Source organism: Allosediminivita pacifica (genome assembly GCF_003054175.1).
Lineage (GTDB): Bacteria > Pseudomonadota > Alphaproteobacteria > Rhodobacterales > Rhodobacteraceae > Allosediminivita > Allosediminivita pacifica.
The window spans coordinates 101,892-123,280 of record NZ_QBKN01000013.1; the positions used below are offsets into that span (position 1 = coordinate 101,892).

Annotated in this window: 19 protein-coding genes; 14 read left to right on the top strand and 5 right to left on the bottom strand. The window is 66.7% G+C overall.

Translation table 11 applies throughout. The features are described from left to right. The first annotated feature begins 8 nt into the window (after positions 1-8). The 7 genes from C8N44_RS11835 to C8N44_RS11865 all read left to right on the top strand — a co-directional run bounded on the left by C8N44_RS11835 (position 9) and on the right by C8N44_RS11865 (position 8,770). The gene (locus C8N44_RS11835) at positions 9-581 is read left to right on the top strand and encodes a TRAP transporter small permease subunit (RefSeq protein WP_158274045.1); all 573 of its coding nucleotides are present in this window, start codon (positions 9-11) and stop codon (positions 579-581) included. Between the two features lies 1 nt (position 582). After that, on the top strand, positions 583-1,872 hold the full coding sequence (locus C8N44_RS11840) for a TRAP transporter large permease (RefSeq protein ID WP_107976748.1): 1,290 nt from the start codon (positions 583-585) through the stop codon (positions 1,870-1,872). Between the two features lie 84 nt (positions 1,873-1,956). Continuing rightward, a complete protein-coding gene (locus C8N44_RS11845) occupies positions 1,957-2,997 on the top strand; it encodes a TRAP transporter substrate-binding protein (protein ID WP_107976751.1) in 1,041 nt (346 codons plus the stop codon). Positions 2,998-3,461: 464 nt separating this feature from the next. Next, on the top strand, positions 3,462-5,027 hold the full coding sequence (locus C8N44_RS11850) for a peptide ABC transporter substrate-binding protein (RefSeq protein WP_107976815.1): 1,566 nt from the start codon (positions 3,462-3,464) through the stop codon (positions 5,025-5,027). A 75-nt stretch (positions 5,028-5,102) separates the two neighbouring features. Beyond that, positions 5,103-6,026, top strand: a complete 924-nt coding sequence (gene oppB, locus C8N44_RS11855; protein WP_107976753.1) for an oligopeptide ABC transporter permease OppB — start codon at positions 5,103-5,105, stop codon at positions 6,024-6,026. Between the two features lies 1 nt (position 6,027). Further along, entirely contained in the window at positions 6,028-6,963 is a 936-nt protein-coding gene (locus C8N44_RS11860; protein ID WP_107976817.1) for an ABC transporter permease subunit, read from the top strand. Position 6,964: 1 nt separating this feature from the next. Continuing rightward, positions 6,965-8,770: an ABC transporter ATP-binding protein gene (locus C8N44_RS11865; RefSeq protein WP_244641037.1), complete on the top strand. Its 1,806-nt coding sequence runs from the start codon at positions 6,965-6,967 to the stop codon at positions 8,768-8,770. A 31-nt stretch (positions 8,771-8,801) separates the two neighbouring features. On the opposite strand, the gene C8N44_RS11870 is transcribed toward C8N44_RS11865, so the two are convergent. Continuing rightward, positions 8,802-9,971 carry an amidohydrolase gene (locus C8N44_RS11870; RefSeq protein WP_107976757.1) on the bottom strand — a complete coding sequence of 390 codons (1,170 nt, stop codon included), beginning with the start codon at positions 9,969-9,971 and terminating at the stop codon, positions 8,802-8,804. Between the two features lie 179 nt (positions 9,972-10,150). Between C8N44_RS11870 and C8N44_RS11875 the strand changes: the two genes are divergently transcribed. The 4 genes from C8N44_RS11875 to C8N44_RS11890 are packed head-to-tail and all read left to right on the top strand — an operon-like array spanning position 10,151 to position 13,730. Next, positions 10,151-11,062 (top strand): metal ABC transporter substrate-binding protein, encoded by a 912-nt coding sequence (locus C8N44_RS11875; protein ID WP_107976759.1) that lies wholly within the window; start codon positions 10,151-10,153, stop codon positions 11,060-11,062. Between the two features lie 33 nt (positions 11,063-11,095). Next, on the top strand, positions 11,096-12,001 hold the full coding sequence (locus C8N44_RS11880; RefSeq protein WP_107976762.1) for a manganese/iron ABC transporter ATP-binding protein: 906 nt from the start codon (positions 11,096-11,098) through the stop codon (positions 11,999-12,001). Continuing rightward, positions 11,998-12,870 (top strand): metal ABC transporter permease, encoded by an 873-nt coding sequence (locus tag C8N44_RS11885; RefSeq protein WP_107976764.1) that lies wholly within the window; start codon positions 11,998-12,000, stop codon positions 12,868-12,870. Before C8N44_RS11880 ends, C8N44_RS11885 begins: the two co-directional genes overlap by 4 nt. Further along, the gene (locus C8N44_RS11890) at positions 12,867-13,730 is read left to right on the top strand and encodes a metal ABC transporter permease (RefSeq protein WP_107976767.1); all 864 of its coding nucleotides are present in this window, start codon (positions 12,867-12,869) and stop codon (positions 13,728-13,730) included. Before C8N44_RS11885 ends, C8N44_RS11890 begins: the two co-directional genes overlap by 4 nt. A 71-nt stretch (positions 13,731-13,801) precedes the next feature. On the opposite strand, the gene C8N44_RS11895 is transcribed toward C8N44_RS11890, so the two are convergent. After that, positions 13,802-15,067, bottom strand: a complete 1,266-nt coding sequence (locus tag C8N44_RS11895; protein WP_107976769.1) for an amidase family protein — start codon at positions 15,065-15,067, stop codon at positions 13,802-13,804. 100 nt (positions 15,068-15,167) lie between these two features. Further along, positions 15,168-16,085, bottom strand: coding sequence for a LysR substrate-binding domain-containing protein (locus tag C8N44_RS11900; RefSeq protein WP_107976771.1), 918 nt, complete (start codon positions 16,083-16,085; stop codon positions 15,168-15,170). 313 nt (positions 16,086-16,398) lie between these two features. Between C8N44_RS11900 and rutA (C8N44_RS11905) the strand changes: the two genes are divergently transcribed. The 3 genes from rutA (C8N44_RS11905) to C8N44_RS11915 all read left to right on the top strand — a co-directional run bounded on the left by rutA (C8N44_RS11905) (position 16,399) and on the right by C8N44_RS11915 (position 19,470). Next, positions 16,399-17,481, top strand: a complete 1,083-nt coding sequence (gene rutA, locus C8N44_RS11905; protein WP_107976773.1) for a pyrimidine utilization protein A — start codon at positions 16,399-16,401, stop codon at positions 17,479-17,481. Positions 17,482-17,658: 177 nt separating this feature from the next. After that, positions 17,659-18,714: an AbrB family transcriptional regulator gene (locus C8N44_RS11910; RefSeq protein ID WP_146178839.1), complete on the top strand. Its 1,056-nt coding sequence runs from the start codon at positions 17,659-17,661 to the stop codon at positions 18,712-18,714. 210 nt (positions 18,715-18,924) lie between these two features. Beyond that, on the top strand, positions 18,925-19,470 hold the full coding sequence (locus C8N44_RS11915; RefSeq protein WP_107976777.1) for a hypothetical protein: 546 nt from the start codon (positions 18,925-18,927) through the stop codon (positions 19,468-19,470). 61 nt (positions 19,471-19,531) lie between these two features. Here the strand turns inward: C8N44_RS11915 and rutA (C8N44_RS11920) are convergent, their stop codons facing one another. Further along, positions 19,532-20,611 (bottom strand): pyrimidine utilization protein A, encoded by a 1,080-nt coding sequence (gene rutA, locus C8N44_RS11920; RefSeq protein ID WP_107976779.1) that lies wholly within the window; start codon positions 20,609-20,611, stop codon positions 19,532-19,534. Positions 20,612-20,636: 25 nt separating this feature from the next. Continuing rightward, positions 20,637-21,386, bottom strand: a complete 750-nt coding sequence (locus C8N44_RS11925; RefSeq protein WP_107976781.1) for an SDR family NAD(P)-dependent oxidoreductase — start codon at positions 21,384-21,386, stop codon at positions 20,637-20,639. Positions 21,387-21,389: the final 3 nt, after the last annotated feature.

A 21,389-nucleotide genomic window follows, 5' to 3' on the forward strand; every position in this document is an offset into this window, starting at 1 on the left:
GGGGAATGATGGACCGGCTCGACCGTCACATCCACACCCTCGGCACCGCCTTCGCGCGCTTTGCCGGCGGGCTCATGGTCTTCATCGCGGTCATCGTCGCGATCGACGTTGTGACGCGCAATGTCACCGGGCAGACCTACCTGAACGCCTACGAGTACAGTCGCTATCTCTTTGCCGTCGCTCTGAGCTTCGGCATGTCCTATGTTCTGCTCTGCGGGGCGCATATCCGGCTGGACATCGTCTACCAGAAGTTCCCGGATCCCATCCGGAGTGCCCTCGATCTGCTCAGCAGCCTGTCGCTCGCGATCCTGGCATGCGGGCTTGCGTGGTTCGCGGTCGATCTGACGCTGGAAAGCTATCACAACGGCACGATCTCGACCTCGGCGGCCTCGACGCCGCTGGCCCTGCCGCAGGGTGTCTGGGCGCTGGGTCTCGTGGTCTTTGCCGTCACGGCCGTCTTCATGGCCGCACGCCACGTGCTGGCGTTGGTGGGCGGACCTCGTGCCGAGACGGCGTATTTCTCTTCCGACCGTGAAATCGAGGAAGCGGTGGCCGACGCCGCCGCGCAGAGAGGCACCTGACATGATCGGAACACTGCTTGTCATCCTCTTCGGCGGCCTCGCGCTCGCGCTGCCCGTGGCGGCGGTGCTGGTGCTGGCCACCGTTGTGCTGGACCAGACCTTCTCCTTCTTCCCGGTGATGCCCGTCGTGGGCGAAATGCTCTGGAGCGGCTCCAGCAACTTCTCTCTCACGGCGGTGCCGCTCTTCATCCTCACCGGGGAGCTTCTGCTGAGCTCCGGGATCGCGGCGCGCATGTTCCGCGCCATCGATGCCTGGGTCCGCGTGGTGCCGGGCGGCATGCTGCACACGATCATCGGGTCGAGTGCGCTCTTCTCCGCGACCTCCGGGTCGTCGGTCGCCACGGCGGCGACGATCGGCACCGTCGCCATGCCCGAGATGAAGACCGGTCGCTACGCGCCGCCGCTCTTCTTCGGCTCCATCGCGGCGGGCGGCACGCTGGGAATCCTGATCCCGCCCTCGATCAACATGATCATCTATGGCGTGCTGGCCGAGGTCTCGATCGGGCGGCTCTACCTCGCCGGGATGATCCCGGGACTGCTGCTGGCCTTGCTCTTCTCGACGATCGTGGTCGTGCTGACGCTCTGGCAGCGACGCGGATCGCGGATGCAGGTGACGCCCGCCACGTGGCGCGAACGCATCGAGGCCCTTCCGGGTGTCCTGCCGCCGGTCGTGCTCTTCATGCTCATGGTCGGCTCGATCTACGTCGGCGTCGCCACCCCGACCGAGGCCGCCGCGCTGGGCTTTCTCGCGGCGCTGGGCATGACGGCCATGGCGGGACGCCTGAGCTGGCCGATGCTGCTGCGCGCCTTCGAACGGACCATGCGCACAACCTGTATGGTCATGCTGATCGTGCTGGCGGCCGAGTTGCTGAACTTCGTCATGGTCTCTGTCGGGCTGGCCGACCAGATCCGCAGCCTCGTCGCCGCGACCAACGCCTCGCCGCTCACCATCATGCTGGGTATCGTCGTTGCCTACATGGTGCTCGGCTGCTTCATGGAGACGCTGTCGCTGATGATCGCCACGACGCCCATCGTGGTGCCGATCATCACCTCCATCGGCTACGACCCGGTCTGGTTCGGCGTGGTCTTCATGATCCTGATCGAGGCCGCTCTGATCACGCCGCCCATCGGCATGAACCTCTTCGTGGTCCAGTCGGTCCGCAACGAGGGCAGCTTTGCGGACGTCAGCCGCGGCGCCTTGCCCTTCGTGCTGGCGATGCTCGCAATGATCGGGCTGCTGATCGCCTTTCCCGGGCTGGCCAACTGGCTGCCATCGGTGCTGCGCGGCTGATCGCGCGGCGCCCCACGCTCTACCCCGGAGGAATAACCGGGGCTCCGAACCTGCAAGATCAATCCCAACAGAGAGACTTCCCCAATGAAAAAGCTCTTCGCTTCGACCACCCTCGGCGCGGTGGCCCTCGCTGCCGCGGCCGGTGCCCAGGAACTTCCAAAGACCGAGATCAACGTCGTGGGCAACCTCGGCACCACCACGCAGTCGCGCCTGCTCGAGGCGCCGTTCTGGGCCGAGGGGGTGACCGAGCTCTCCGACGGGCAGATCACCGCGCGCTTCCGGCCGCGCAACGAACTCGGGCTGGAGGGCCCCGAGACCTTCGGTCTTCTGGCTGACGGCGTGATGAACATCACCAACGGCGCACTCGGCCACCAATCGGGGCGCGACCCGATCAGCGACGGCAACGACCTGGCCGGGATGACCACCAGCTTCGACGAGTTCGAGGCCGCCTCCGAGTCCTTCCTGCCCGTCCTGCAGGACTACTACCGCGAGAACCTCGGCCTGCAGCTGATCTCGCTGCTCTCCTTCCAGAGCCAGGTTCTCTACTGCCGTGACGAGTTCGCCGGCCTGCAGGACGTCGAGGGCAAGCGCATCCGGACCTCGGGCGCGAGCCAGGCGGATTTCATTTCCTATCTCGGCGGCTCGCCCATCGACATGTCCTTCGGCGAGGTCCAGCAGGCGCTCGACCAGGGCGTGATCGACTGCGGCATTACCGGCACGCTCGGCGGCTACACCTCGCACTGGTACGAGGGCGCCAGCTACATCTACTCGCTGCCCATCAACTTCGGCGCACAGGCCTACGTGGCAAATGCCGAGTGGTGGGACGGGCTTCCCTCCGAGGTGCGCGAATTCCTCGAGACCGAGATCAACGCGCTCACCGACGAGATGTGGGCCCTGAACCGCAAGGAGAACGAAGAGGGTCTGCTCTGCAACTCCACCGGCCCATGCGAGTGGGGCGAACCCGCGGGCCTCACGCTCGTCGAGCCGACGGAGGAGGACTACGCCCTCCAGAAGACCGCCTTCGAGGAAGGGGTGCTGCCCTCCTGGATCGAACGCTGCGGCGAGGAATGCCGCGAAGGCTTTGCCGAGACCATCGCTCCGGTCCTGGACATCGACATGCCGTGACCCCGGAGGCCGGGCACGGAAGGCATCGGGAGGGGCCGGCAGTCTTGCCGGCCTCTTGTCGTTTCGGGACGGCGCCCCGGTACGATCCGACACTCTCGATGCTCGCTATGGTAGAGTAATGGCGAATCATTCACCCGCGAGAGAGGAAAATCGCCGCCTCACTGAGCAGCAAGGTTCCGGTAGCCGGACAAGAAAGTTTCGCAAAACCCGTGGTCTCGTGACGGAAATTTGCAAAATCTGGCCGGTGATGCGGAATTGCCTCGGGTCAAGCTTGCTGCAACTTGGTGGCTTGCTATCAGATCGCCGGATCGGGCCGGCGCGATTCCTCGATACTGGATCGCTGGGGGACCGCCCGGTTCAATTCTCATAAGCACAGGTATCACAGGGAGATCATCTTGACCCGTACCACGAAACTGGCACTGGCAGCACTGCTGTCGAGCACCGTGCTGGCCACGCCGGCCGCCATGGCTCAGACCGAGACGCATCCCGAAACCGGCGAGACGCTGGCCGAGGACCAGACCTTCACCTACCGGATGCTGGATGACGTGAGCTCGCTCGACCCGCAAATCGTCGAGGACGTGAACGGCTCCGACATCGTGCGCAACCTCTTCGAGGGTCTGATGAACCAGGCCGCCGACGGCACGCTGGTGCCGGGCGTGGCAACCGACTACGAGGTCAGCGACGACAACCTCACCTACACCTTCACCCTGCGCGACGACGCGGTCTGGTCGAACGGTGATCCCGTGACCGCCGGCGATTTCGTCTTCGCCTGGCGCCGCGCCGCGGCCCCCGAGACCGCATCGCCCTACCAGTGGTTCGTCGAGCTGATGTCGATCGAGAACGCCGCCGCGATCATTGCCGGCGACATGGAGCCTGAGGAACTCGGCGTGCGCGCGGTCGACGACAAGACCTTCGAGGTCACGCTCTCGACGCCGCTGCCCTACTTCCCGCAGATGACGACGCACTCCACGACTTTCCCGGCGCCCCAGTCCGTGATCGAGGAGCACGGCGCCTCTTGGACCCAGCCCGAGAACATGGTGTCCAACGGTGCCTACACGCTCTCCGAGTTCAACCCGGGCGAGCGCATCGTGCTCGAGCGCAACGAGAATTACTGGGACAACGAGAACACCATCCTCGACCGCGTGGTGGCCCTGATCATCAACGACGAGAACGTCGCCCTGACCCGCTACCAGGCGGGCGAGCTCGACCGCACGGAGGTGCCCGCAGGTCAGTTCCCGCGCCTCAAGGAAGAATACCCCGAAGAGGCGGTCAGCTTCCCGCGCCTCTGCAACTACTACTACACCTTCAACCTCTCCGAGAGCGGCCCCGAGGCCTTCAAGGACCCCAATGTCCGAAAGGCGCTGGCGCTCGCCATCGACCGCGACATCATCACCGAGAACGTGAAGGCCGGGGGCGAGCCGCCCGCCTACACCTTCACCCCCGAGGCCGTCGCGGGCTTCACGCCTCCGACCACCGAGATGGCCGAGATGACGCAGGCCGAACGTGACGAGATGGCCCGCGAACTGCTGGCCGAGGCCGGCTACGGCGAGGACAACCCGCTGTCCTTCGACATGATCTACAACACTTCTGAAAGCCACGAGAAGATCGCCGTGGTCATGTCCCAGATGTGGAAGCAGAAGCTCGGCGTGCAGGCGAACCTTGCGAACATGGAGTGGAAGGTCTTCCTCGACACCCGCGGTCAGCAGGACTTCGAGATGGCCCGCGGCGCATGGTGCGGCGATTACAACGAGGCCTCGACCTTCCTCGACCTGCTCCAGAGCGACTCCGGCTACAACGACGGGAAGTACGCCAACGAGGAATACGACGCGCTCCTGGCCGAGGCGAAGACCGCCGAGGACACCTCGCCGCTCTACACCGAGGCCGAACAGATCATCGCCGAGGACATGCCGGTGATCCCGATCTACCACTACGCGGGCGTCTACATGCTCGACAGCGACGTGGGCAACTGGCCCGTCGATAACGTCGAGCAGAACTGGTACGCGAAAGATCTCTACAAGATCGCCGAGTAACAGACCAATCCGCACACGCGCGCCCCGGAACGCCTCCGGGGCGCGCGCCATATCTGACAGGTTCGTTCCTCACCCATGTTCTTCTACACCCTTCGCCGCCTGCTGGTGGCGGTGCCGACCATCCTGCTTCTGGTCGTCGCTGCCTTCTTCATGATCCAGGTCGCGCCGGGCGGCCCGTTCACTTCCGAACGTCCGCTGCCGCCCGAGGTCCTGGCCAACATCGAGGCCCAGTACGGGCTCGACCAGCCGCTCTGGAAGCAGCTCTTCGACTACTTCTACAACATCGTCGTGCATTTCGATTTCGGGCCGTCCTTCGTTCAGAAGGACCGCAACGTGAACGAGATCATCGCCAATGGCTTCCCGATCTCGCTGACCTACGGCACGCTCTCGTTCCTCGCCGCGACCCTCGTGGGGGTGACCCTTGGCATCGCGGCCGCGATCCGGCACAACAGCTGGATCGACTACGCCGCGGTCAGCCTCGGCATCGCCGCGCAGGCGCTGCCCAACTTCATCATGGGCCCGATCCTGATCCTCACCTTCACGCTCTGGCTGGGTTGGCTCCCGGGCGGCGGCTGGAACGGCGGGCAGTGGGAATACCTGATCATGCCCGTGATCGCGCTGGCCACCTCCTACATGGGGTCGATCGCGCGGATCACGCGCTCCTCCATGCTCGAGGTGATGAATGCCAACTTCGTGCGCACCGCGCGGGCCAAGGGCCTGCCGTCGCGGACGATCATCTGGCGCCACGCCATGAAGCCGACGTTGCTGCCGGTCATCTCGTACCTCGGGCCGGTCTTCGTCTACGTGCTCACCGGCTCGGTCTTCGTCGACCTCTACTTCTCCACCGGCGGCCTCGGGCAGGACTTCGTCAACTCGGCCCTGACGCGCGACTACGCGGTGCTGCTCGGCGTGACCATCCTCTACGGGGCGCTGACCGTCATCGTAAACCTTCTGACTGACCTGGCCTATGCCTGGTTCGACCCAAAGATCCGGTACTGACATGCGCACACTGGGAACCTCCAAGAGGGCGGCGGAGCTTGCCGCCGACGTCACAGATTTCCGCGCGGTCCGGGGCCGGTCGCTGTTCCGCGACGCCATGGGCCGCTTCCTGTCGAACAAGGCCGCCATGGCGAGCGTGATCGTGCTGGGCCTCATCGTGCTCTTCGTGCTGTTCGGGCCCTTCTTCGCCCAGTACAGCAACGAGGAAATCGACTGGACGCGCATGGGCGACATCCGGGGGCAGGGGATGCCCTCGTTTGAGACGGGCCACTTCTTCGGCCTGGATGAACTCGGGCGCGATCTCTATTCCCGTACGATCCAGGCGACGCGCACCTCGCTTCTCGTCGGGCTCATCGGCGCGGCGGCCGCGCTCGTCATCGGCACCGCCTGGGGCGTGATCGCGGGCTACTACGGCGGCAAGCTCGACAGCGCCATGATGCGCATCGTCGACATCCTGCTCGCCATCCCGCTGACGCTGGTGCTCATCCTCATCCTCGTCGTGGCAGGCCGCAGCTTCATCGCGCTCTTCCTCGGCCTCGGCGCGGTGTCATGGCTCACCATGGCGCGGATCGTCCGGGGCCAGACCCTCACGCTCAAGACGCGCGAGTTCATCGAAGCCGCCCGCGCCGGCGGTGTCTCCGAGACCAAGATCATCACACGGCACATCCTGCCCAACCTGATCGGCGTCGTGATCGTCTACGCCTCGCTGCTGGTGCCGGAAATGATCCTCGCGGAAAGCTTCATCTCCTTCCTCGGCCTAGGCATCTCCGAGCCTCACACCTCCCTCGGCCGCCTCATCGCCGAAGGGGCGGGCACGATGAACTACGGCACGCTGTGGCAACTGGCCTTCCCGCTTTTCTTCTACGTCACCATCATCATCACGATGTTCTTCATCGGCGATGGCCTGCGTGACGCGCTCGACCCGAAGGACCGATGACATGAGTGTTCTTTCCGTATCCGACCTTCACGTGCGCTTCGAGACGCAGGACGGCCCGGTCGAGGCGGTGCGCGGCGTCTCCTTCGACATCGAGGCGGGCGAATGCCTCGGCATCGTCGGCGAAAGCGGCTCGGGCAAGAGCCAGAGCTTCATGGCCGCCATGGGGCTTCTGCCCCCCAACGGCAGCGCCTCGGGCTCGGTCACCCTCGGCGGGACCGAGATCCTGAACCTGCCGCCCAACCGGCTCAACCGCGTGCGCGGCTCGGACGTGGGCATGATCTTCCAGGACCCGCTCACCGCGCTCACCCCGCACCTCAAGATCGGGGCCCAGATGGCCGAGGTGCTCAAGGTGCACCGCGGCATCACCGGCAAGGCGGCGCGGCAGAAGTGCCTCGAATGGCTCGAACGCGTCCAGATCCCCGAGGCCGCCCGCCGCATGGACCAGTACCCGCACGAACTCTCGGGCGGGATGCGCCAGCGCGTGATGATCGCGCAGGCCATGCTCTGCGAACCCAAGCTGCTGATCGCGGACGAACCCACCACCGCGCTCGACGTGACCGTGCAGGCCGAGGTGCTCGACCTCATGGTGAACCTGCAAAAGGACCTCGGCACCGCCATCGCGTTGATCACCCACGACATGGGCGTGGTCGCGCGCATGTGCGACCGCATCAAGGTCATGCGCCACGGCGCCTTCGTCGAAGAGGGCAACACCGAAGAGATCTTCGCCAACCCCTCGCACGACTATACCCGCAAGCTCCTCGACGCGATGCCGCGCATCAACGCCGAGGCCTCGCCCGCGGGAACGGCAGGCGAGGAAATCCTCCGCGTCGATGACCTCAAGGTGCACTTCCCGATCCACATGAAGGGCGGGCTTTTCGGGCGGACGCAGGACCTCAAGGCCGTCGATGGTGTCTCCTTCGGTCTCGGCCGGGGCGAAACGCTGGGCATCGTGGGCGAAAGCGGCTGCGGCAAGTCCACGCTGGCCCGCGCCGTCCTGCGCCTAGTCGAACCCTCGGCGGGCGACGTGAGCTGGCTTGGCACGCCGCTCACCGACCTCGACCGCAAGGCGCTGATCCGCGAACGCAAGGATCTCCAGATCGTCTTCCAGGATCCTCTGGCCAGCCTCGACCCGCGCATGACCATCGCGGATTCCATCGCCGAGCCGCTCAAGACCTACCGCCCCGAGATGACCCGCCGCGAACGGAAGGACGCGGTGATCGAGATGATGGAGCGTGTGGGCCTCGAAAAGGAAAAGTACAACCGCTACCCGCACGAGCTTTCGGGCGGCCAGAACCAGCGCGTCGGCATCGCGCGCGCCATGATCAACCGACCCAAGATGATCATCTGCGACGAGGCCGTCTCGGCCCTCGACGTCTCTATCCAGGCGCAGATCGTGAAGTTGCTCAAGGAACTTCAGGCCGAATTCGGGATGTCCATGCTCTTCATCAGCCACGACCTGTCGGTGGTGCGCGAGATCTCGACCCGGATTATGGTACTCTACCTCGGCCGGATCGTCGAAATGGGCGACGCCGCCACCATCTGCACCGAGCCAAAGCACCCCTACACGCGCTCGCTGATCTCGGCGGTGCCGATCCCCGACCCGCAGGTGGAACGCAGCCGCAAGCGCATCCGCCTTCCGGGAGAGCTGCCCTCGCCGCTGGATCCCAAGGCGTCGCTTCGCTTCCTGCCGTCGCGGCTTGAAGGCGGGCAGGGGGACTACGTGCCCAAACTTCAGGAAGTCGCTCCAGGCCACTACGTCGCCGAACACGACCCGCTTGAAGATATCATGGCCCGCGGCGCGGCCTGATCGTCATCCGGGCGCTTCGCGGGGAAGGGCCTCAGCCCAAGCAGCCGCGTAGCGCCCGGACGAAAAGTCCCGCACCGAGTTGGATGAGGCTGTCGGGAAAGTCGAAGTCGGGGTTGTGCAACCGTGGCGTGTCGACGCCCGACCCGAGAAAGACCATCGCGGCGCTGGCGTGATCGCCGAAGCGACCGAAATCCTCGGACGCACGCATGGGCACCCCGTCGCGGCGCACGGTGATGCCCCCGGCCTCCAGCGCCTCGGTCAGGATGCGCGTCGCCTTGGGCGCGTTCTCGCAATGGCGGAAGATGTCGTGGTAACTTATCTCGTGCGCAAGGCCGCCCTCGACGGCCGCCGCCGCGACCAGGTCTTCCGCCGCTTCGACCAGCGCCTGCATCTGCGCATCGGTGCGTGACCGGAGCGTCACCCGCAGTTCCGCCTCGCCGGGCGCGATCCCGAAGGCGGGTTCGCCCAGCCGGGCATGGGTCACCGTCGCCAGCGCGAAGTCCGGATCGTCCACGCCCGCCCCCTGCGACAGCGCCGTCAGCGCGGGGATCAGCCGTGCGAGCGCCGGGGCGGGCGAGATGCCGTTCTCGGGCTCGGAGGCATGGGCGGTGCGCCCCTTCAGCAAGATCTTCATCCCGCGCGACGCGCAGTTCGCGATCCCCTCAGCAAGCAGCGCCTCGCCCACCGGAACGCCGGGATAATTATGCAGCGACAGGGCGATCTCGGGCCGGATCTCCTCGAAGCGCGGATCCTGGATGACCTTGGCTGCGCCTGATCCATCTTCCTCCGCGGGCTGGAACAGCAGGATCACGCGGCCCTTCGCGGGCGGATAGCGGTGCAGCCAGCGCGCCACCGCCAGCAGGATCGTCATGTGCCCGTCATGTCCGCAAAGGTGCCCTTTGCCGGGGACGGTCGAACGGTAGCGCAGATCCGGATTGAGCTCCTCGATCGGCAGCGCGTCCAGCTCGCAGCGCAGCAGCACCGCCGGCCCGCCGGCGGCGCCCTCGTAGACTGCGGCCAGACCATGCCCGCCTAGGCCGGTCAGGATGCGGTCGGGCGCCGTGGGCTCCAGCATGCCTTTCACGCGCGCGGCGGTCTCGGCCTCCTCGCCCGAGACTTCGGGGTGCCGGTGCAGGGCGCGGCGGAACTCGGTCAACTCGGCCACGTCGCGGTTGGTCAGGATCGGGGCGTCATCGGGCATCGGCTCTCCAGTCTCCGGGGTAGGCCCGGCCCGACCAGTTCGCCACGCCGGAATGCGAACGGCAAGGGCAGTGAGCCAGTCTTGAACTGGCAAATTTGAGAATGCCTCGCAATTTCATTGACGGCGGGAAGACCCCGGTCTAGCTATGCCGTACGAACAGGAATTCACGAGGTATCTACATGTCGGCGATCCGTCCCGCTCTGCTAGCCGCCGTGGCCACGGCGGCCTTGGCTGTCGCCCCCGGCGCGCAGGCCCGCGAGGGCGATCCGATGAAGGTCGTCACCACCTTTACCGTGCTCGCCGACATGGCGCGCAACGTGGCGGGGGAGGCCGCCGAGGTCGTCTCGATCACCAAGCCGGGCGCCGAGATACACGGTTACGAGCCCACGCCGCAGGACATCGTCGGGGCACATGACGCCGATTTGATCCTCTGGAACGGGCTGAACCTCGAACGCTGGTTCGAGCAGTTCCTCGCCAACCTCGGCGACGTCCCGTCCGTGACGCTGACCGAGGGCATCGACCCGATCCCCATTGCCGAGGGCGCCTATGAGGGGCAGTCGAACCCCCACGCCTGGATGGGCGTCGAAAATGCCATGGTCTATGTCGACAACATCGCGGCGGCCCTTGCCGAGCATGACCCCGACAACGCCGAGACCTACGCCGCCAACGCGGACGCTTACAAGCAGCGCATCCGCGACGAGATCGGCCCGCTGCGTGACCGCATCGCGCAGATCCCCGAGGAAAAGCGCTGGCTTGTCACATGCGAAGGCGCCTTTTCCTACCTCGCGCGGGACTTTGACATGCAGGAGCTCTACCTCTGGCCCATGAATGCCGATCAGGTCGGCACGCCAAGGCAGGTCCGCGCGGTCATCGACGGCGTCCGCGAACATGAGATTCCGGTCGTCTTCTGTGAAAGCACGGTGAACACCGCGCCCGCGCAGCAGATCGCACGCGAAACCGGCGCGGCCTACGGCGGGGTGCTCTACGTCGACTCACTGTCGGAAGAGGGCGGGCCGGTGCCCACCTACCTCGACCTTTTGCGCACGACGTCCGAAACCATTGCCGACGGGCTGGCGCCGGCCTCCAACTGACAGGGCCGCCAGGCGGCTTGGAAAGACAGACAGATGCTTGACAGAGAGACACCACAGGCGGACATCGCGGCCGGAACCGATCCCGGCGGCGGCATCCTCGCGCGGGACGTCACCGTCAGCTATCGCAACGGCCACACTGCGCTGTCCCATGCCAGCTTCGAGATCCCCCTGGGCACCGTAACGGCGCTCGTGGGCGTGAACGGCGCGGGCAAGTCGACGCTCTTCAAGGCGATCATGGGCTTCGTTCCCGCCGCCGCGGGCGAGATCCGGCTGCTCGGGCGCACGGTGAAACAGGCCCTGCGCGAGAACCTCGTCGCCTATGTCCCGCAATCCGAGGAAGTCGACTGGGCCTTCCCGGTGCTGGTCGAGGACGTGGTGATGATGGGCCGCTACGGGCACATGGGCTTCCTGCGGCGTGCATCAGCCAACGACCGCGCGGCGGTCGATCAGGCCTTGGCGCGCGTGAACATGACCGACTTCCGGCACCGCCAGATCGGCGAGCTTTCCGGCGGGCAGCGCAAGCGCGTCTTCCTCGCCCGCGCGCTGGCGCAGGAGGGGCAGGTGATCCTGCTCGACGAGCCCTTCACCGGCGTTGACGTCAAGACTGAGGAACAGATCGTGGCCCTCCTGCGCGAGCTCAAGGAAGAGGGCCGCGTCATGCTCGTCTCGACCCACAACCTTGGCTCGGTGCCCGAGTTCTGCGACCGCACCGTGCTCGTGAAGGGCACCGTGCTGGCCTACGGGCCGACCGAAACCACCTTCACGCGCGAGAACCTCGAACGCGCCTTCGGCGGCGTGCTGCGCCACTTCACGCTGGGCGGTGCCGACCTGCACGACGACCATGACGACGACCCGCGCGAGCTGACCATATTCTCGGACGACGAGCGCCCGCTCGTCCACTACGGAGACCGCACCCGCACGCGGGGCGAAACCGAATGAGCACCCTGCTGGAGCCCTTCGCCTACAGCTACATGACCAACGCCATGTGGGTCTCCGCGCTGGTTGGCGCGCTCTGCGCCTTCCTGTCGGGCTACCTCATGCTCAAGGGCTGGAGCCTCATCGGTGACGCGCTGTCGCATTCTGTCGTGCCGGGCGTGGCCGGTGCCTACATGCTGGGCCTGCCGTTCGCGCTCGGGGCCTTCCTGTCGGGCGGACTGGCGGCCGGGGCCATGCTCTTCCTCAGCGACCGGTCCGGGCTCAAGGTCGACGTCATCATCGGGCTGATCTTCACCGCCTTCTTCGGGCTGGGGCTCTTCATGGTCTCGATCAATCCCATGGCGGTCTCGATCCAGACCATCACCATGGGCAACATCCTCGCCATCTCGCCCGGCGACACGCTGCAGCTTGTCCTGATCGGGGTGATCTCGCTGGCGGTGCTGCTGCTCAAGTGGAAGGACCTCATGGTCACCTTCTTCGACGAGAACCACGCTCGGTCCATCGGGCTGAGGCCGGGGCTGCTCAAGGTCGTCTTCTTCATGCTGCTCTCGGCGGCGGTGGTGGCGGCAATGCAGACGGTGGGCGCATTCCTCGTCATCGCCATGGTGGTGACGCCCGGCGCCACCGCCTACCTGCTCTGCGACCGTTTTCCGCGGCTGCTCATGCTTTCGGTGGCGATCGGGGCGGGCACCAGCTTTACCGGCGCCTACCTGAGTTACTTCCTCAACGGGGCCACGGGCGGGGTGATCGTGACGCTCCAGACGCTGATCTTCCTCGCCACCTTCGTGCTGGCCCCGAAACACGGCCTGCTGGCCGCACGGCGGCGGGCGGCCGAGGCCCTTCGGACGCCCGCGGGGGAGGCTGCGCCATGAGCCTCGACGCGCTGCTTCTGCCCTTTCAGTTCCCCTTCATGCAGAACGCCTTCCTGATCGCCATGATCGTGGCGGTGCCGACGGCGCTGCTTTCGTGCTTCCTCGTGCTCAAGGGTTGGGCGCTCATGGGGGACAGCATCAGCCACGCGGTGCTGCCGGGGATCGTGCTGGCCTGGATCACGGGGCTGCCGCTGATCGTCGGCGCCTTTGCCGCGGGCATGACCTGTGCGCTCGCCACCGGCTACCTGAGCGAGAACAGCCGCGTGAAGCAGGACACGGTGCTGGGTGTCGTCTTCTCGGGCATGTTCGGGGTGGGGATCATCCTCTACACCTCGATCCACACGAACGAGCACCTCGATCACGTGCTTTTCGGGAACATGCTGGGCGTCGGGGTGCAGGACCTCTGGACCGCCGGGCTGATCTCGCTAGCGGTGACGGCGGTGCTGCTGCTCAAGTGGAAGGACTTCCTGCTGCACGCCTTCGATCCGGCGCAGGCGCGGGCGAGCGGGCTGCGGGTGGGCTGGCTGCATTACGGCCTGCTGTCGATCCTGTCGCTGACCATCGTGGCGACGCTGTCGTCGACGGGGCTGATCCTCGCCGTCGGGCTGCTGATCGCGCCGGGGGCCATCGCCTTCCTGCTGGTGCGCAGCTTCGGCAAGATGCTGGTCGTCGCGGTCGTGGTCTGTCTCGTCTCGATGCTTTCGGGCGCCTACCTGAGCTTCTTCCTCGACAGCGCGCCGGCGGCCACCATCGTGCTGATACTGACCGCCTTCTTCCTGCTGGCCTTCCTGCGCCGGCAATGGCTCACGCGCGCCGCGTCTCGCAGGCCGGTCGAGGTGTCCCGGGCCGGGACATCCTGAGCCGCAAGCAATATCAATAGCTTGAGCGCGCGCGTTTACGGGAAATTAAGAGTGTCCCGCGACAGCGACTCTCAGGCCATCGCCGCTTCCAGGCCCAGCACCTCTCCCACGAGGCTTGCGACCGCGATGGTCATGCGGTCGGTGTAGCGTGGCGTGATGATGGACATGCCCAGCGGCAAGCCGTGCGGTCCGGTCATGCCGGGGACCGAAACCACGGGCACGTGCAGCAGCGTCCAGATCGCGTTCATGGCGGCGTCGCCGGGATCCTCGGGCCCGGACGGCGCCTCGTCGCAGGCGGAGGGAGTCATGACCGCGTCGAACCCGGTCGCCAGTTCCTCGAATTCGCTTCTGCACCGGTCGGCAAGCGCGTAGGCCGCGCGCATCTCGGAGGGGCCGAGGCCCCCGGCCCGTGCGCCCCGATCATCCTCGCTGGCGACGTGCTCCGCCATCTTCCGATTCAGACGCGCCGCGCGGCTCTCGCGAGCGAGGATGCGCGCATGGGCCGTCTCCAGCCCCTCGAAGAGCCCTGGCAGGCGGAGCTCGATCACCTCGGCCCCCTCGAGCCGCAGCCGCCGCGCCGCATCGTCGAAGGCCTCGCGCATGGGCGGTCGCACCCTGTCCGGCAGCGGCCCTCGGCAAAGGCCGATGCGCAGCCCCCCGAGCCGATCGGGCGCGGGGCCGAGCAGGGGGTCCATCTCGAAGAGATCGGCCAGCAGCCCGAGGTCCGCTGACCGGCCCGAGAAGATGCCCAGAGTGTCGCAGCTCGGCGACCCGCCTCCCAGTCCCTCGGTCGCGACCGCGTTCCAGGTGGGCTTCCATCCCCAGACCCCGCAGAAAGAGGCGGGCACGATGGTGCAGCCTGCGTTCTGGAGGCCGAGCGCCAGCGCGCAGAACCCTGCGGCCACGGCCGCCGCTGCCCCGGAGGAGATCCCGCCGGACAGACGGTCGAGTGCGTGCGGGTTGCGCGTCGGGCCATCCCCGGCCGGGCCGCTGACACGGGTCCGGCCCAGCAGGACCGCGCCATGGCCGCGCAGCAGGTCGACGCAGGTGGTGCCCGGTGTAGGGCGCCCGGCGCCCGGCGCAGGGGCTTCGCGCGTGGCAAGCGCCTCGCTCACGGCGAGCGTCGCGCCGGCCAGCCTGCCGCATCCGCCGCCCGCGTCGACCGCCTCGGCCCGGGCGAGGACCTCCGCCGGATCAACCTCGGCAAAGGCCCCGACCAGCGGGTCATAAGCCTCGATCCGGCGGAGCGCCCGGCGTGCGATCCCGCATGCGGTGGCCTCTCCCTCCCGGACGGCCCGGGAGATTTGCGCGGCCCCGGCGAAAGCTCTCTGCGACATCTGCCACTCCTGAACACGGCAGGAGTGAAGCACGCGCCCGGGGGGATGCCACGCCGCAATATCTCATCCGCGGCGTTGAATTTTCTTCAGCGTGTTGGCCTCAGACCGCGCGCACGCAGCCGTTGCCCTCGACCGACTTCAGCAGCCAGTCCTTGAACTGCTGCAACAATGTCGCACGCTCGGATTTCCAGGGCGACAGCATGTAGTAGACGCTGCGCTCGGGATAGCTTTCGCCGACCGCGACAAGCTCGCCGCGCTCCAGCGCGTGCTGGATCAGCAGCGACCGCCCCAGCATCACGCCCACGCCCGAGCGCGCCGCCTCGATGGCGGAGCCCGCCTGGTTGAAGCGGGGGCCGTGGATCTGGTCCTTTCGCGGGATGCCGTATTCGCCGAGGTAGCGCCCCCAGTCGGGCATGTTGCCGTCAAAGCCAACCCGGTCTGTGTGGATGAGCGGCGCCTCGGCCAGAAGGCGGGCGTGGTCGCCCTCCCAAGCCTGCGCCATGGCGGGGGTGCAGACCGGCATGATTTCCTCCTCGACCAGCGCCTCGCGGCGCCATTCGCGGCTGCTGTCCCAGTTGCAGATGGTCAGGTCGATCTGCTGCGCCTCGGCCTCGCGCACGGTGAGATAAGTGTGCAGGCTGAGGTCGATCTCGGGCGATCCGGACAGGAAATGCCCGATCCGCGGCATCAGGAAATGCGACGCGACCGAGCTCGACACGCCCACGGCAAGCTGGCGGTCCTTCTCGTCCGCGATGGTCTGCAGGGTCGAGACGCTCTCGTCGATCAGATCCAGCGCCGAACTGATGCGCGCCAGGATCGCGGTGGATTCCGGGGTGAGGTAGATGCGGCTGTTCTTCCGCGTGAAGAGGTCGGCCTGCAGGAAATCCTCCAGCAGCCGGATCTGGTGGCTCACCGCCGTGGGCGTCACGCAAAGCTCGTCGGCCGCCTTGGCAACGGACTGGTTCCGGGCGACGGCCTCGAAGGCCCGGATCGCGTTCAGGGGAACTCTCTTGCGCATGGTCTCGCCTCCTTCATCTGGCGCCGCGGGTTTCCTCCCGCTTGCCAGAATCGCGAGGCCGGACGTTGCGGCAAGCCTCACCCGCACGGCGGGGCGCCGCGTATCGGCGTATTTGCGCCGCGCGCGTCCGTTTTCAGCGCGGGCCGGGGGCGCGCACAAGTTTGGAGCAGAATAAGTACGGACAATCGGATCGCCAGACTTGCCCTTCCTGCATGAGATTTTTTCAACCGGAGCCAAGAGATAAATGATCTAGGGCTTTTCCGTCCGGCCTGTCAGGTTGTGCCGGAAAAGGAAAAGTCCGCAGGAGAGAACGATGGACATCGGTGTTTTCATCCCGATCAACAACAATGGCTGGCTCATCTCCAAGACCTCGCCGCAGTACATGCCGAGCTTCGAGCTGAACCTCGATATCGTGCAACGGGCCGAGAGCTACGGCCTCGACTTCGCGCTCTCCATGATCAAGCTGCGCGGCTTCGGCGGCGAGTCCGAGTTCTGGGACCACGGGCTCGAAAGCTTCACGCTGATGTCCGCCCTGGCGGCCCGCACCGAGCGGATCCGGCTGTTCGCCTCGAGCGCGATCCTGACGCTGCCGCCGGCGCTGACGGCGCGCATGATCTCGACCATCGACAGCGTCGCGCCGGGCCGCATCGGCGTGAACATCGTGACCGGCTGGGCGCCTGCGGAATACACCCAGATGGGCATCTGGCCGGGCAACGAATACTTCGGCTACCGCTACGACTACGCCACCGAGTACGTCCGTGTGATGAAAGAACTGTGGGAGACCGGGAAGTCCGACTTCGACGGCGAGCACTTTCACATGGAAGACTGCAAGCTGTCGCCGCAGCCGCAGGGCCGGATCGAGATCGTGGCGGCGGGCCAGTCGGACACGGGCATGGCCTTCTCCTCGCAATATTCCGACTATTCCTTCGTCAACGGCATCGGCGTGAACACCCCCGCAGCCTTCGCGCCCACTTGCGAGCGGCTCATGGCGGCGGCGGAAAAGACCGGTCGGGACGTGGGCGCCTACATCCTGATGATGTGCATCTCGGACGAAACCGACGAAGCCGCCATGGCCAAGTGGGAAAAGTACCGCGACGGCGCCGATGTGGATGCGCTGGCCTACATGGGCGTGCAGGGGGCACAGGACGCACAGGCAGCGGAAGGCTCGACCGCCAAGCACATCAACCTTCCCGAGGGGGCGGTGAACTTCAACATGGGCACCATCGTCGGCTCATACGAGAGCTGCGCGAAGATGCTGGACGAGGCCGCCGCCGTGCCGGGCGTGAAGGGCATCATGCTGACCTTCGACGACTTCGGGAAGGGGCTCGACGATTTCGGTACCAAGATCCAGCCGCTGATGAAGACCCGCGATCACGTCGCCCTGGCGGCGGAATAGGCGTCTTTTCGCGATCCGCGAAACGGGCGGGTGCGGTCTGTGCCGCATCCGCCCTTTCTGCCGCGCGGTGCGGCGCAGGCGGCAGGCTGGACAAGCCCGCGCGATTGCCGCAGGTCGGGGCGACGATGTCCCGCCGGGGCCCCGGATCCCGCGGACGTCCCCTTTGATGGAGCCCTCGTGCCCGGTTTACCCGTTTCCGAGCGACGCCTCGTGCAGTGGCTGATCATGCTGGCCGCCTCCGTCGCGGTCAGTTTCCTTCTCGAAGCCGTGCACGTGCCGGCGGCGGCGCTGGTGGGGCCGCTGCTGGTGGGGGCTTCCATGAGCCTCTGGGGCGCCAAGATCCGCTACCCGCGCTGGACGCGCAGCAGCGCACAGGCGGTGACGGCCACGCTGGTGGCGACCTCGCTGCGGCCCGACACCTTCGACACGCTTCTGCGGATCTGGCCGGTGGCACTGGTCCTCCTGACGGCTGTCATGGTCTGCGCGGTGCTTGCGGGGGTGCTGACGGGCTACCTTGCCCGGATCGACCGGGAAGCGGCGATCTGGGGCTTCCTGCCGGGGATGGCCAGCGCGGTCATCGCCATGAGCGCCGACCGCGGGCTGCCCGCGGGCATCGTCGCGGTGATCCAGGTGATCCGCCTCGTCACCGTCATCCTGATGACCGCGCTGCTGGTCGCGGTGATTGGGGCCGGGGGAGCCGGCCCCGGGGGATCGCCCACCGAAGGCGGTTACCTCTGGTTGCTGCCACTGGTCATCCTCGTCGGCCCGCTTGCCGACCGCTTTCTCAAGGTGATCCCGGCGGGCGCGCTACTCGTGCCGCTGGTGCTGGCCTCGGCCATGGAGCTTTACGGGATCACCGTGGCGCTGCCGCACATCGTCATCGTGCTGGCCTACCTCGTCATCGGCGGCAACGTCGGACTGGGCTTCGACCGCGATCTTCTGCTGCAGGCCCGGCGCGCGGTGCCGGTGGTGATCGTGGTGGCCATCGGGCTCTACTGCGTGGGGGCGGCGCTGGGTATGTTCATGGCGCTGGTCACGGGCATCGACATGCTGACGGCTTTGCTGTCGACCGTGCCCGGCTCGATCGATGCGGTCGCCGCGATCGCCTACAGCGAGGGCGCGGATGTGTCGGTCGTCATGTCGCTGCAGATCATGCGGCTTTTCGTGGTGGTGCTGGTCGGCCCGCCGGTCGCCAGGGCCGCCGCCCGCTGGGTCCTGCGCGAGCGGGGTTGAGCGCCGCGCGTGTCCGGGCCCGCCTGTCGTCACGCGGGATAGGTTTTGCGCGGGATGCCGGGGCGGGCTAAGCTGCGGGCATCGCACTTCGGTACAATCTGGTTCGGTAGCAGTTTGAAGGCCTCGGTTTATTGAGACGAGGCGGTCGCTGTGGTGCGGGCTCCGTGCGCAATTTCCGCGCGCGACAGATCATTTTTTGGAGGAATATTGATGTTCAGTCATTCAATCGACGCTCCTGCGGGGGATTCCCATTACGCGGTACATGCGGAGATCGTCTCGGACGCTGTCGCGGAGGGACGCGTTTCCACCGTTGTCAACGTGAGATGGCGCAGCGAGGCGACCGGCGGGGAGGAGCGTTCCGTCGATTTCCACGTCGAGACCGACGACGGCAACGAGACCCTGCGGCTGGTACACGACAACGAGGTGTTCGGTGCCGTCAGCCTCGATACGCGGATCCCGGGCGAAGGCTCAGACCCGTCGGTGGTGGATGAACCTCTCGGGCCAATCCTCGACGGGGCCACGCGTCTGGCCGATGCGCTGGTCGCGCTCGATCCCGTGGCAGGATGCCTGATCAAGGGCGCTGCGACCTCGGTCGCGGGCCAGACCATCCGCTGCTGGCAGGCGTCCGATCCGAACGATTCCTTTAGGGACCGCGCAAGGTCAGCCGCCGCGTGCCTGCGGTCGAACGGAATGAAGGTCGCCTGGAACTTCGTCAAACGGGTCGGCAAGTGCCTGATCTCGTTGGGTCTAGACTGAGACGGCCATAAGAGACGCCCCGCCGCCGAACGGCGGGGCGAGGTCAGGGAGGAGGGCGAGTTCAGGCGGCGCTGAGCTTTGCGTCTCGCGAGCGCATCAGCGGCTGGATCTTCTCGCCGAAGACGTCGATGCCGGTGTCGTAGTCGTCGAAGGCCAGCATGATGCCCCTGGTCCCGGGCACTTCCGCCATCTCGTCGAGCATGCGCGCCACGCTCTCGTAGCTGCCAACCAGCGTGCCCATGTTCTGGTTGGCCGCGCCCTCGGGCAGGTTGATGCGCTTGGCCGTGCCCGTGGTATCGGCCTTGGCATCGCGGCCCGACTGCTCGGCCATCCAGCTTAGCGCATCCACGTCCACCGCGTCGGAGTACTTGCGCCACTTGGCCTCGGCCAGCGCGTCGGTCTCCTCCGCGATGATCATGACAAGTACGTAGGCCCCCACGTCCCGACCGCTTTCTGCCGCCGCCGCGAGCATGCGCTCGTTGGTGCCGGCAAAGGCCGTGGGCGTGTTGATCCCGGTGCAGAAGGCAAAGCCGTAGTCGGCATGTTCGGCGGCGAACTTCATGCCCCGCGGGCTCTGCCCGGCGGCCACGATGTCGATCTTGCCCGAGGGGCGCGGCGACAGGCGGCAGTCCTCCATGGTGAAATGATCGCCCCTGAAGTTGCTGACCCCGCTCTCCCACAGGTCGCGCAGCACGGTACAGTACTCCGAGGCGTAGTCGTAGCGGTAGCCGAAGTACTCGTCGCCGGGCCACAGCCCCTGCTGCGTGTATTCCGCCGGCTGCCAGCCGGTCACGATGTTCACCCCCACGCGCCCCGGCGCGATGCTGTCCATGGTCGAGATCATGCGCGCGGTAATCGCGGGCGGCAGCGACAGGATCGCCGCCGAGGCAAAGAGCTTCACGTTTTCGGTGGCCGCAGCCAGACCCGCGCAGAGCGTGAAGGCCTCTAGCGCGGAATCCCAGTAGCCGGTCTGCCCGCCGAAGCCGCGGAACTTCACCATCGCCAGCCCGAATTCCATGCTGTGCCGGTCGATCTTGTTGATGATCTCGAGATGCTGCCGGTAGGTCGGATCGAACTGCTTGGCCGCGGTCGAGATCATGTAGCCGTTGCGGCCGTTTGGAAGAAAGACGCCGATGTCCATTGGGGATCTCCTCTGGGTCTTGGGGTCAGCTGAAGAAGGCGCCGCCGTTCACGTGGATCAGCTGGCCGTTCACGAAGCTCGCGGTATCGCTGAGAAGGTAGACGGTGGTCTCGGCCACCTCGTCCGCAGTGCCCCAGCGCCCGGCCAGCGTGCCGGCGACCAGCTCCTTGAGCTGCTCCTCGGTGTAGCCGCCGCGCGGCTGGGCGGTGTCAATCAGCCCCGGCGCGATCGCGTTGGCGCGGATGTTCAGCGGTGCAAGCTCGATCGCGAGGGTCCGGGTCAGCCCGATGATCCCGCTCTTCGAGGCGCAGTAATGCGCCGAGTCCTGCCAGCCCTGCACCGCGAGCGAGGACATCGACACGATGGCACCGGCACAGCCCGCCGCCTTGCAGTGCAGCGCGAAGGCCTTGGACAGGAACGCGTTGGCCTTGAGGTTCACCGTCAGCGTTGCGTCCCAGATGCTTTCCTCGAGCTCGAGGATCGGCTGGCGCGGGTAGATGCCCGCGTTGTTGCACAAGAGGTCCAGCCCGCCGAGCCCCTCGGCCGCCTGCGCGACCATGTCGGGCAAGGCGCCGATGTCGGTGACGTCGCCCCGGACCAGCACCGCCTTGCGGCCCATGCCGGTGATGGTCTCGGCGATGGCCCGGGTCGCGGCCTCGTCGTCGAGGTAGTTCAGCGCCACGTCCGCGCCCGCTTCTGCCGCCCTTAGCGCGACCGCCGCGCCGATGCCCTGCTGCGCGCCCGTCACCAGGAGTTTGCGTCCTTCGAGTATCATTCC

What these genes read in the sequence shown, in the direction of transcription:
- C8N44_RS11850 (WP_107976815.1), top strand. Translation starts at nt 3,462, where the DNA reads ATGGCTCAGACCGAGACGCATCCCGAAACCGGCGAGACGCTGGCCGAG.
- C8N44_RS11875 (WP_107976759.1), top strand. Translation starts at nt 10,151, where the DNA reads ATGTCGGCGATCCGTCCCGCTCTGCTAGCCGCCGTGGCCACGGCGGCC.
- C8N44_RS11890 (WP_107976767.1), top strand. Translation starts at nt 12,867, where the DNA reads ATGAGCCTCGACGCGCTGCTTCTGCCCTTTCAGTTCCCCTTCATGCAG.
- C8N44_RS11895 (WP_107976769.1), bottom strand. Translation starts at nt 15,067, where the DNA reads ATGTCGCAGAGAGCTTTCGCCGGGGCCGCGCAAATCTCCCGGGCCGTC.
- C8N44_RS11840 (WP_107976748.1), top strand. Translation starts at nt 583, where the DNA reads ATGATCGGAACACTGCTTGTCATCCTCTTCGGCGGCCTCGCGCTCGCG.
- C8N44_RS11860 (WP_107976817.1), top strand. Translation starts at nt 6,028, where the DNA reads ATGCGCACACTGGGAACCTCCAAGAGGGCGGCGGAGCTTGCCGCCGAC.
- C8N44_RS11845 (WP_107976751.1), top strand. Translation starts at nt 1,957, where the DNA reads ATGAAAAAGCTCTTCGCTTCGACCACCCTCGGCGCGGTGGCCCTCGCT.
- rutA (WP_107976779.1), bottom strand. Translation starts at nt 20,611, where the DNA reads ATGGACATCGGCGTCTTTCTTCCAAACGGCCGCAACGGCTACATGATC.
- rutA (WP_107976773.1), top strand. Translation starts at nt 16,399, where the DNA reads ATGGACATCGGTGTTTTCATCCCGATCAACAACAATGGCTGGCTCATC.
- oppB (WP_107976753.1), top strand. Translation starts at nt 5,103, where the DNA reads ATGTTCTTCTACACCCTTCGCCGCCTGCTGGTGGCGGTGCCGACCATC.
- C8N44_RS11835 (WP_158274045.1), top strand. Translation starts at nt 9, where the DNA reads ATGGACCGGCTCGACCGTCACATCCACACCCTCGGCACCGCCTTCGCG.
- C8N44_RS11865 (WP_244641037.1), top strand. Translation starts at nt 6,965, where the DNA reads ATGAGTGTTCTTTCCGTATCCGACCTTCACGTGCGCTTCGAGACGCAG.
- C8N44_RS11885 (WP_107976764.1), top strand. Translation starts at nt 11,998, where the DNA reads ATGAGCACCCTGCTGGAGCCCTTCGCCTACAGCTACATGACCAACGCC.
- C8N44_RS11870 (WP_107976757.1), bottom strand. Translation starts at nt 9,971, where the DNA reads ATGCCCGATGACGCCCCGATCCTGACCAACCGCGACGTGGCCGAGTTG.
- C8N44_RS11925 (WP_107976781.1), bottom strand. Translation starts at nt 21,386, where the DNA reads ATGATACTCGAAGGACGCAAACTCCTGGTGACGGGCGCGCAGCAGGGC.
- C8N44_RS11900 (WP_107976771.1), bottom strand. Translation starts at nt 16,085, where the DNA reads ATGCGCAAGAGAGTTCCCCTGAACGCGATCCGGGCCTTCGAGGCCGTC.
- C8N44_RS11915 (WP_107976777.1), top strand. Translation starts at nt 18,925, where the DNA reads ATGTTCAGTCATTCAATCGACGCTCCTGCGGGGGATTCCCATTACGCG.
- C8N44_RS11880 (WP_107976762.1), top strand. Translation starts at nt 11,096, where the DNA reads ATGCTTGACAGAGAGACACCACAGGCGGACATCGCGGCCGGAACCGAT.